Below are 8,641 nucleotides of genomic sequence, written 5' to 3' on the forward strand. Positions count from 1 at the left end.
CGGCAAGCGGCGGCACGGCGGCCAGTGCGGCGAGGCCGCGGGCCACGAGGGCGATGTCGCCGGCGAGCGCGCCGACGGGGATCTGGGTCGGCGCCGCGCAGCGGGCGGCGGCCAGGACGCAGGCCGCCACCGTGGCGCTGCCCAGGAAGCTGCGGCGGCGCATCACTTCGGCGCCTTCGCGTTGGTCGCGTTGCGGTAGTTGTGCGCGAGCAGGTTGATCACCGCCCACACGCGGCCATAGGCGCTGTCGGCCTTCGCCGGCACGGGCAGCACCGGCATGATCGCCGCGCAGACGCCGAACGCGGCCAGAACGTACGGCAGGTAGGGCAGCAATACGGGCACGTCGCCCGCGAGCGCGGCGAGGTTCATCGTCGGTCCTTTCAGGATGAGAGCCGGCGCAGGCGCGCGCCGTATGTGCGATCGGTCCGGTGCGTCCCGTGGACGGGGAGACCGGGCCCGGCCGGATGGGCGATCGAATGCGCCGGCGGCCGTTGACATCAGTGATAGGACGGCGCGCGGGACCTAGGCAAACAAAACAAGAACAAAATGCCAGGGTCCGGCGGCCCGCCGGGGCTGGATCGGGCGGGGCCGCTGCGGCATCAGTTCAGGGCGAGGTCAGGATGGCGTGGGGATCGGCGGCAGCGCCGGCGTGACCCGGGTTCGGCCGGCCCGCAAAGCTGTGAAAGGTGTTCTCCATTGGATCGCATCACCGCGATGAACGTGTTCGTGGAGGTCGCCGAACGCGGCAGCCTGAGTGCGGCCGCGGATGCGCTCGACCTGTCGCGCGCCATGGTCTCGCGATCCCTGTCGGCGCTCGAGGAGTGGCTCGGCGCGCGATTGCTCCATCGAACCACGCGCCGCATCAGCCTCACATCCGCCGGCGAACAGGCGCTCGTGCGCTGCCGGGAGCTGCTGCTCATGACGGACGGGCTGCGTGAGTCGCTCGCCGATCGCGTCAATCCGGCGGGCCATGTCCGGATTACGTGCAGCCCGTCATTCGCACAGTGCTTTCTGGCGGTGGCGGTTGCCGAGTTCGTCAGCCGTTATCCCCACATCTCCGTCGGTATGCTGACGGACGACAGGACCATCGACCTCGTCGAGGACCGGATCGACCTGGCGATCCGCATGTCGCAGCGCCTTGATCCCAATCTGATCGCACGCAAGCTGTCCGTGTGCCGCTCCGTGCTGTGTGCGTCGCCCGCCTATCTCGCGAGGCGGCCGGCGCCGGGCCGCCCCGAAGATCTCAAGGGCCACGATTGCCTCGCCCATCATTTCGTTGCGAAGGATGTCTGGATGCTGAAGGCCGGCACCGGGACGCAGGCCGTCGAGGTCGCCGGCCGCATTTGTGCGAACGAGGCAAGCGTCCTGATGAGCGCCGTACTCGCCGGCGCGGGGATTGCCTTGCTCCCAACCTACCTTGTTCGACCGCATCTCGGGGCGGGGACGCTGATCGAGGTGCTGCCCGATTACCCGCCGGAGGCGATGGGTATTTACGGCGTTTACGTCTCGCGCAGGCAGATGCCGAAGGCGGTCCGCGCTTTCCTGGATTTTCTGGCAACGCGGCTCGCGGGTACCCCTGTCTGGGATACCTGAACGCGGGCCGTCCGCCATTTGCGACGATCCTGCAAAAGACTGATTCAAATCGGGCGGCCTTTGGAACGTGCCGCGACCCCCATCTCCGGGTCGCGTCCGGTTCACTCCAGCCAAGGGTTCGCAATGCTCCGACATCTCGTAATGGCCGCGGCCATGGCCTTCATCGCAGGCCATGCGCAGGCCTCCAGCCTGACGCTCGACGTCTATAATCCGGGGGAGAAGTCCATCTTTCCTGTCTCCTCGGAGATTGTCAGCGGCGATCACGACGCGGTGCTGATCGATGCGCAATTCCAGCGCAACGATGCCGAAGCCGTCGTCGCCCGGATCAAGGCAAGCGGCAAGACTCTCACCACCGTCTATGTCAGCCACAGCGATCCCGACTACTATTTCGGCCTCGACGTGGTGCAGGCCGCGTTCCCGCACGCACGCATCGTTGCCAGCGCGCCGACGGTTGCGGCGATCAAGACGCTGATGCAGCGCAAGCTCGCTTATTGGGGACCCTTGCTCAAGGACAATGCGCCGAGGCGGCTGGTCCTCCCGGAGGTCCTTCACGGCACCCGCATCATGCTCGAAGGCCATGCGATCGATATCGTGGGGCTGGACGGGCCGACCCCGGGACGCAGCTACGTCTACATTCCCTCGCTGAGGACGGTGGTCGGCGGGGCCGTGGTCTTCAGCGGCACCCATGTCTGGGTCGCTGACACGCCGACCGCGTCGGCGCGCGAGCAATGGCGGGCGACGCTGCGCACGATCGAGGCGCTCAGGCCCGCACGCGTCGTCCCCGGCCACTTCCTGGGCGCGGCGCCGGACGGGCTGGGAGCGGTGCGGTTCACGGACCGCTATCTTGCCGCGTTAGAGAGGGCGGCGGCCGACACCAGGACCTCGGCGGATCTGATCGCGGCGATGGAGCGGGCCTATCCGCGCCTGCCAGAGCGGACCTGGCTCGAACTCGGCGCGAAGGTGGTAAAAGGCGACATGAGGTGGCCGCAATAGGCACCGCCGCGGCACCGTCTGTCAGCCGGGCAGCCGGTCCGGCTGGCTGGCGGGGCGGGAGGCTGGAGCGGGTGAGGGGAATCGAACCCCCGTAGCCAGCTTGGGAAGCTGGAGCTCTACCATTGAGCTACACCCGCGCGGCCGGAACCATAAGAGGCCGGCCTTGACGCTGCAATCCGCCTGACGCTACCTCCCGACCCTCGATCCTCGTGATTTGTCCGGCCGGATTGCGGCGAGGTTAAACAAGCGCGCTAAAGAGGCCAGCGGAGGACGTCTATCCGCTGCTCCGAACGGTCGGCCCGGTTGACTGAGGGGCCCGCAGACATGACCGATCCCACCCGCACCTATCGTCCGGCCACGCTTCTCGTGCATGGCGGGACCACGCGCAGCCAGCATGGCGAGACGGCGGAGGCGCTCTTTCTGACCTCCGGCTTCGTTTATGACAGCGCGGAACAGGCCGAGGCGACGTTCGCCAACACCGTCCAGCATTACCAGTATTCCCGCTTCGGCAACCCGACCGTCGCCATGCTGGAGGAGCGGCTCGCCCTGCTGGAGGGCGCGGAGGCGTGCCGCGCGACCGCCACGGGCATGGCCGCCGTCCATGCCGCGCTGTTGTCGCATCTGAAGGCGGGCGATCGGGTCGTCGCCTCGCGCGCGCTGTTCGGCTCCTGCCACTGGATCGTCTCCACCCTCCTGCCGCGCTACGGGATCGAGACGGTCTTCGTGGACGGGGCTGATCTTGGTGCCTGGCGCGCGGCGCTGGCGCGTCCGGCGCAGCTCGTGCTGCTGGAGACGCCGTCCAACCCGATGCTCGACATGGTCGATCTCGCGGCCGTGGCGGACCTGGCCCATGCCGCCGGGGCGATCGTGGTGGTGGACAACGTGTTCGCGACACCGCTGTTGCAGAAGCCGTTGGAAATGGGCGCTGACGTGGTGGTGTATTCCTGCACCAAGCACATCGACGGGCAGGGACGGGTGCTCGGCGGCGCCGTGCTGGGCCGTGCTGCCTGGGTCGACGCGACGTTGCAGCCTTTCCTGCGCAACACCGGTCCGGCCCTGTCGCCGTTCAATGCGTGGCTGCTGCTGAAGGGGCTGGAGACGCTGGCGCTGCGCGTCGATGCGGCTTCGCGCGGCGCGGCGGCGGTGGCCGATTTCCTGGCCGGGCGGGCGGAGGTGCGGCGGACGCTCTATCCGCTGCGCGACGACCATCCGCAGGCGTCGCTGGCGCGACGGCAGATGTCCGGTGGCGGCACGCTCGTCACGTTCGAGGTGGCGGGCGGCAAGGCGGCGGCCTTTGCCCTGATGAACGCGCTGCGCCTGATCGCCGTGTCGAATAACCTCGGCGACAGCAAATCGCTCATCACGCATCCGGCGACGACGACCCATATGCGTATCGGGGCGGAGGAGCGGGCGCGCCTCGGCATCACCGACGGCGTGCTTCGCCTGTCGGTCGGGCTGGAGGATCCCGCCGATCTGATGGATGATCTCAGGCGGGGCCTCGATGCGGCCGGGGGCCTGTCCGTCCCCGACACAGCGGCGGCGGATTAGCGGCTGGACAACGGGACGGCCGTCTTCTTGTATCGGTTAGTCGAGGGGTTACGCGGGTACGGCATGGCCGACAGGCAAGGGAGCGAGCGGCGGGGTATGGCCGGCGCGGGCGGTTCGTCCGGTTCCGCCGCCGGCAGCTATGCGGCCGAGACGCGCCATATCCGCGTGAGCGTGCGGGCTTTCTACCTGGAGGACCAGTCCCAGCCGGACGAGGGGCATTACGTCTGGGCCTATCAGGTACGCATCGAAAACCGAGGACGCGAACCGGTGCAGCTTTTGCGCCGCACCTGGCACATCACGGATGCAAACGGCCGCACACAGAATGTGCACGGCGCCGGCGTCGTCGGGCAGCAGCCTATTCTGGAGGCGGGAGAGAGCTTCGAATACACGTCCGGCACACCGCTCGACACACCCTCCGGGTTCATGGTCGGCGTCTATCACATGGTCGTGCCCGACTCGGGGGAGGCGTTCGACGTCGCCATACCGGCCTTCAGCCTCGACAGCCCGCACCAGGGCGGCCGCGTCCACTGACCGGGTCGCGGCGGCTGCGCACCGCGTCCGGCCACGCTGGCGGCTTGCCCGTTGGGGCGCATGCCCCATATCGCGGGTCTGAATGGTTTTCGAGGATACGCACGTGAACATCGTCACGCCCGCTCCCCATCGTCTGGCTGAACCCACGGATGGGCGTCCGACGCGCGAACAGGCGGAGGAGGCCGTGCGGACCCTGTTGCGCTGGGCCGGCGACGATCCGTCGCGCGAGGGATTGCTGGATACCCCGGCGCGCGTGGTCCGCTCCTATGACGAGTTCTTCGCCGGCTATTCGGTCGATCCGGTGCGCCTGCTCGAGACGACGTTCGAGGAGGTGGAGGGTTACGACGAGATCGTGCTGCTGCGCGACATCCGCCTGGAGAGCCATTGCGAGCATCACATGGTGCCCATCATCGGCCGGGCACATGTCGCGTATCTGCCGCAGTCGCGCGTCGTCGGCATCAGCAAGCTCGCCCGCGTCGTCGAAGCCTATGCCAAGCGCCTGCAGATCCAGGAGAAGCTGACGGCGCAGATCGCCAATACGATCAACGAGGTCTTGCAGCCGCGCGGCACGGCGGTGATCATCGAGGGCAACCACCAGTGCATGAGCACGCGCGGCGTCCACAAGCCCGGGGCGCTGCTGGTGACGAGCCGCATGCTGGGCGCCTTCCGCGACAATCCGGACACGCGGCGGGAATTGCTGTCGATGGTCAACAAGCCGATGTCCGGACCACGAGAGGACTGACACGCCATGCCGCAGCCGGATCACATCTCCGCCCTGGGCGTTCCGGATCCGGCGAGCCTGGATGACGATCTTCAGGTCATCTGGAACAAATGCATCGATAAGCTCGGTTTCGTGCCGAACGTGCTGGCGGCCTACAGCCTGAAGCCGCAGCGCCTGCGTCATTTCATGCAGATGTATAATGAAATCATGCTGGCGCCGTCCGGCCTGTCGAAGCTGGAGCGGGAGATGGTGGCGGTCGTCGTGTCGTCCGCCAATCGCTGTTACTACTGCCTCGTGGCCCATGGTGCCGCCGTGCGGCAGCTGTCCGGCGATCCGGAACTGGGCGAGATGATGGCGCTCAACTGGCGCGTGGCGCGGCTTGATCACCGGCAGCGGACGATGCTGGAGTTCGCCTGGAAGCTGACGACGACGCCGCATCTGGTCGATGACGCGGACCGGCAGGGGCTGGCCGACGCCGGACTGAGCCGCGAGGACATATTCGACCTCGCGGAGACGGCCGCGTTCTTCAACCTGTCGAACCGGATGGCCTCGGCCACCGACATGATGCCGAACCGCGAATACCACGGCGCGTACCGGGGCTGACGGCAGGCAGCGCCACGCCTGCCTCAGTCAAGGCCGGCGAGTGCCCGCCAGTCGGCCTCGGTCAGCGTCGCTACCCCAAGCTCTGCCGCGCGCTTGGCTTTCGATCCGGCATCGGCGCCGACCACCACGTAATCCGTCTTGCGCGACACGCTGTCGGTGACCGTGGCGCCGAGCGCCTCGGCGCGCGCCTTGGCCTCCGGCCTTGTCATCGTCTCCATCGTACCGGTGAACACGATCGTCTTGCCGGCAAGCGCGCTGTCCGCCGTCGCCGGGCCGGCGACATCGGTGATGGTGATCTCGCGGGCGAGCTCGTCGAGCAGGGCGCGGTTATGGCCCTCGGCGAAGAAGTCGGCGAGTTCGGTCGCGATCGCCTCGCCGATGCCGACGATGCTGCCGACCTCGAGCCGGGCATCGGACCCGATCACCGTCGCCGCCTCCATCTGCGCGCGCCAGTTGGCGTAGCTGACGAAGTGGCGCGCCAGCAGCCGCGCGTTCTGCTCGCCGATGCGGCGGATGCCGAGGGCGTAGATGAAGCGGTCGAGCGGCACCGTCCGCCGCGCCTCGATCGCGCGGGCCAGGTTGCGGGCGGAGGTGACACCCCAGCCCTCTCGCCGCGCGATCTCCGCCTCGCGCGCCGGCAGGCGGAACAGGTCGGCGGGACTGCTGAGCCAGCCTTCGTCGTAGAATTCGCGGATCGTCTTGTCGCCGAGGCCATCGATGTCGAGCGCGCCGCGGGAGACGAAGTGGCTCAGCCGCTCCACCCGTTGCGCCGGGCAGATCAGGCCGCCGGTGCAGCGGCGCACCACCTCGCCGGGCGGGCGCAGCGCGAGGCTGCCGCAGGCCGGGCAGGTTTCGGGCGGCACCCAGGGCCGCGCGTCGGGCGGACTGTCGACGACGCCCAGGATCTGCGGGATCACGTCCCCGGCGCGCTGCAGGCGCACGGTATCGCCGATGCGCACGCCGAGGCGGGTGATCTCGTCCTCGTTGTGCAGGGTGGCGCGGGCGACCAGCACTCCCCCGACATTGACCGGCTGCAACTCCGCGACCGGCGTCAGCGCCCCGGTACGCCCGACCTGCACCCGGATATCGAGCAGCTTCGTGACCGCCTGTTCGGCCGGGAACTTCCAGGCGATGGCCCAGCGGGGCGCCCGTCCCACGAAGCCGAGCCGTCGCTGCAGGGCGAGATCGTCGATCTTGTACACCACGCCGTCGATGTCGTAGCCGAGCCCGGCGCGGGCGGCGGCGATGCGCGCCTGGAATGCCGCCGCGTCCTCCTGTGTCGGCAGGACTTCCGACAGCGGGTTGACCGCGAAGCCCCACGCGCGGAGCCGGTCGAGAAAGGCCGCATGGGTCGGCGCCACGGCCTCGCTCGCCTCACCCATGGCATAGGCGAACAGCGACAAGGGCCGGGCGGCGGTCACGCCTGGGTCGATCTGGCGCAGGCTGCCAGCGGCCGCGTTGCGCGGATTGGCGAACAGGCGCTGCCCGGCCGCCTCCTGCGCTGCGTTCAGGGCCAGGAAGTCGGCCTTGGTCATGTAGACCTCGCCGCGTATCTCGATCACCGCCGGGTGGCGGCCGTGCAGGCGGGCGGGCACGGTCGCGATGGTGCGGAGATTGGCGGTGACTTCCTCCCCCTCCATGCCGTCGCCACGGGTGGCGCCGTGCACCAGCCGGCCGTCCTCGTACAGCAGGTTGATCGACAGGCCGTCGATCTTCGGCTCGCCGACAAAGCGGATCGGGGCCCCCGCCTCGAGCCCGAGGAAGCGGCGCGCGCGGGCGCAGAACTCGGCGAAATCCGCCTCGGCGAAGGCGTTGTCCAGCGACAGCATCGGCACGCGGTGGCGCAGCTTGGCAAAGCCGGCGGCGGGGGCGGCACCCACCTGGCGGGAGGGGCTGTCGGCGCGTATCAGCTCCGGAAACCGGGCCTCGATCGCCTCGTTGCGCCGGCGCAGGGCGTCGAAGGCGGCGTCCGTGATCTCGGGCGCGTCATGCTGGTGATAGGCGGCGTTGTGCCGCGCGATTTCGGCGGCGAGATGTTCGAGCTCCGCCGCCGCCTCCTCGGCCGTGAGCGACTCGACCGGCTTCATGCGGCGGTGCCCAGCAGCACGTCGGCGGCGGCGCGCGCCGCGTCGGTCACGGTTTCGCCGGCCAGCATGCGGGCGATCTCCTCCCGTCGCGCGGTCTCGCCCAGCGCCGCGACGTCCGTCGTCGTGCGGTCGCGGGCCGCGTGCTTGGCGACGCGCAGATGCACGCGACCGCGCGCGGCGACCTGCGGGCTGTGAGTGACGACGAGAATCTGGACCGTCGCCGCGACGCGCGCGAGACGTTCGCCGACGGCCGCGGCCGTGGCCCCGCCCACGCCGCTATCCACCTCGTCGAACACCAGGGTCGGCACGGTGCCGTCGGCGGCCAGCACCACCTTCAGCGCCAGCATCAGCCGCGACAGCTCCCCGCCGGAGACGACGCGGGCGAGCGGACCCGGCGTCTGGCCCGGATTGGTGGCGATGAGGAACCGGACCGCGTCCGTGCCCTGCGGTCCCCATGCCGCTTCCGGCAGGGGGGCCACCTCCACGCTGAAACGCGCCCGATCGAGGCGAAGCGGCGGCAATTCCGCCGCTACCGCCCGCTCCAGCCGAGCCCGCGCCTTGCCGC

At 69.3% G+C, this 8,641-nt stretch carries 8 protein-coding genes, 1 tRNA gene, 1 pseudogene and 1 riboswitch; of the genes and pseudogenes, 6 read left to right on the plus strand and 4 right to left on the minus strand.

Annotation, left to right across the window (positions count from 1 at the left end; genetic code table 11):
• Nucleotides 1–162 precede the first annotated feature (162 nt).
• The gene (locus B8460_RS02060; protein WP_048859908.1) at nucleotides 163–369 is read right to left on the minus strand and encodes a hypothetical protein; all 207 of its coding nucleotides are present in this window, start codon (nucleotides 367–369) and stop codon (nucleotides 163–165) included.
• Between the two features lie 327 nt (nucleotides 370–696).
• On the opposite strand from B8460_RS02060, the gene B8460_RS02065 reads away from it, so the two are divergent.
• Both B8460_RS02065 and B8460_RS02070 read left to right on the plus strand, forming a co-directional pair.
• A complete protein-coding gene (locus B8460_RS02065; protein WP_048859909.1) occupies nucleotides 697–1,593 on the plus strand; it encodes a LysR family transcriptional regulator in 897 nt (298 codons plus the stop codon).
• Between the two features lie 141 nt (nucleotides 1,594–1,734).
• Nucleotides 1,735–2,586 carry an MBL fold metallo-hydrolase gene (locus tag B8460_RS02070; RefSeq protein ID WP_199445511.1) on the plus strand — a complete coding sequence of 284 codons (852 nt, stop codon included), beginning with the start codon at nucleotides 1,735–1,737 and terminating at the stop codon, nucleotides 2,584–2,586.
• 63 nt (nucleotides 2,587–2,649) lie between these two features.
• Here B8460_RS02070 and B8460_RS02075 read toward each other — a convergent pair.
• A tRNA-Gly gene (locus B8460_RS02075) sits at nucleotides 2,650–2,723 on the minus strand.
• Nucleotides 2,724–2,782: 59 nt separating this feature from the next.
• Nucleotides 2,783–2,862: riboswitch (SAM riboswitch) on the plus strand.
• Nucleotides 2,863–2,910: 48 nt separating this feature from the next.
• On the opposite strand from B8460_RS02075, the gene metZ reads away from it, so the two are divergent.
• The 4 genes from metZ (at nucleotide 2,911) to B8460_RS02095 (ending at nucleotide 5,989) form a co-directional block, all read left to right on the plus strand.
• The gene (gene metZ, locus B8460_RS02080; protein WP_048859911.1) at nucleotides 2,911–4,134 is read left to right on the plus strand and encodes an O-succinylhomoserine sulfhydrylase; all 1,224 of its coding nucleotides are present in this window, start codon (nucleotides 2,911–2,913) and stop codon (nucleotides 4,132–4,134) included.
• Between the two features lie 96 nt (nucleotides 4,135–4,230).
• Nucleotides 4,231–4,665, plus strand: coding sequence for a Co2+/Mg2+ efflux protein ApaG (gene apaG / locus B8460_RS02085; RefSeq protein ID WP_084623129.1), 435 nt, complete (start codon nucleotides 4,231–4,233; stop codon nucleotides 4,663–4,665).
• Between the two features lie 103 nt (nucleotides 4,666–4,768).
• Nucleotides 4,769–5,407, plus strand: coding sequence for a GTP cyclohydrolase I FolE (folE, locus tag B8460_RS02090; protein WP_241771072.1), 639 nt, complete (start codon nucleotides 4,769–4,771; stop codon nucleotides 5,405–5,407).
• 6 nt (nucleotides 5,408–5,413) lie between these two features.
• A complete protein-coding gene (locus B8460_RS02095; protein ID WP_048859913.1) occupies nucleotides 5,414–5,989 on the plus strand; it encodes a peroxidase-related enzyme in 576 nt (191 codons plus the stop codon).
• A gap of 23 nt (nucleotides 5,990–6,012) precedes the next feature.
• Here the strand turns inward: B8460_RS02095 and ligA are convergent, their stop codons facing one another.
• Together ligA and B8460_RS02105 are read right to left on the minus strand one after the other, a co-directional pair.
• On the minus strand, nucleotides 6,013–8,076 hold the full coding sequence (gene ligA / locus B8460_RS02100; protein ID WP_048859914.1) for an NAD-dependent DNA ligase LigA: 2,064 nt from the start codon (nucleotides 8,074–8,076) through the stop codon (nucleotides 6,013–6,015).
• Nucleotides 8,073–8,641: pseudogene (locus B8460_RS02105) on the minus strand (DNA repair protein RecN); the annotation flags it as partial. The pseudogene B8460_RS02105 and the gene ligA, both read right to left, overlap by 4 nt.

Origin of the sequence: Acidisphaera rubrifaciens HS-AP3 (genome assembly GCF_000964365.1) — a bacterium.
GTDB lineage: Bacteria > Pseudomonadota > Alphaproteobacteria > Acetobacterales > Acetobacteraceae > Acidisphaera > Acidisphaera rubrifaciens.

Excerpts from the sequence above, each read along its gene's own strand:
- B8460_RS02060 (WP_048859908.1), bottom strand. The coding sequence starts at position 369 with ATGAACCTCGCCGCGCTCGCGGGCGACGTGCCCGTATTGCTGCCCTAC.
- apaG (WP_084623129.1), top strand. The coding sequence starts at position 4,231 with ATGGCCGGCGCGGGCGGTTCGTCCGGTTCCGCCGCCGGCAGCTATGCG.
- B8460_RS02070 (WP_199445511.1), top strand. The coding sequence starts at position 1,735 with ATGGCCGCGGCCATGGCCTTCATCGCAGGCCATGCGCAGGCCTCCAGC.
- ligA (WP_048859914.1), bottom strand. The coding sequence starts at position 8,076 with ATGAAGCCGGTCGAGTCGCTCACGGCCGAGGAGGCGGCGGCGGAGCTC.
- metZ (WP_048859911.1), top strand. The coding sequence starts at position 2,911 with ATGACCGATCCCACCCGCACCTATCGTCCGGCCACGCTTCTCGTGCAT.
- B8460_RS02095 (WP_048859913.1), top strand. The coding sequence starts at position 5,414 with ATGCCGCAGCCGGATCACATCTCCGCCCTGGGCGTTCCGGATCCGGCG.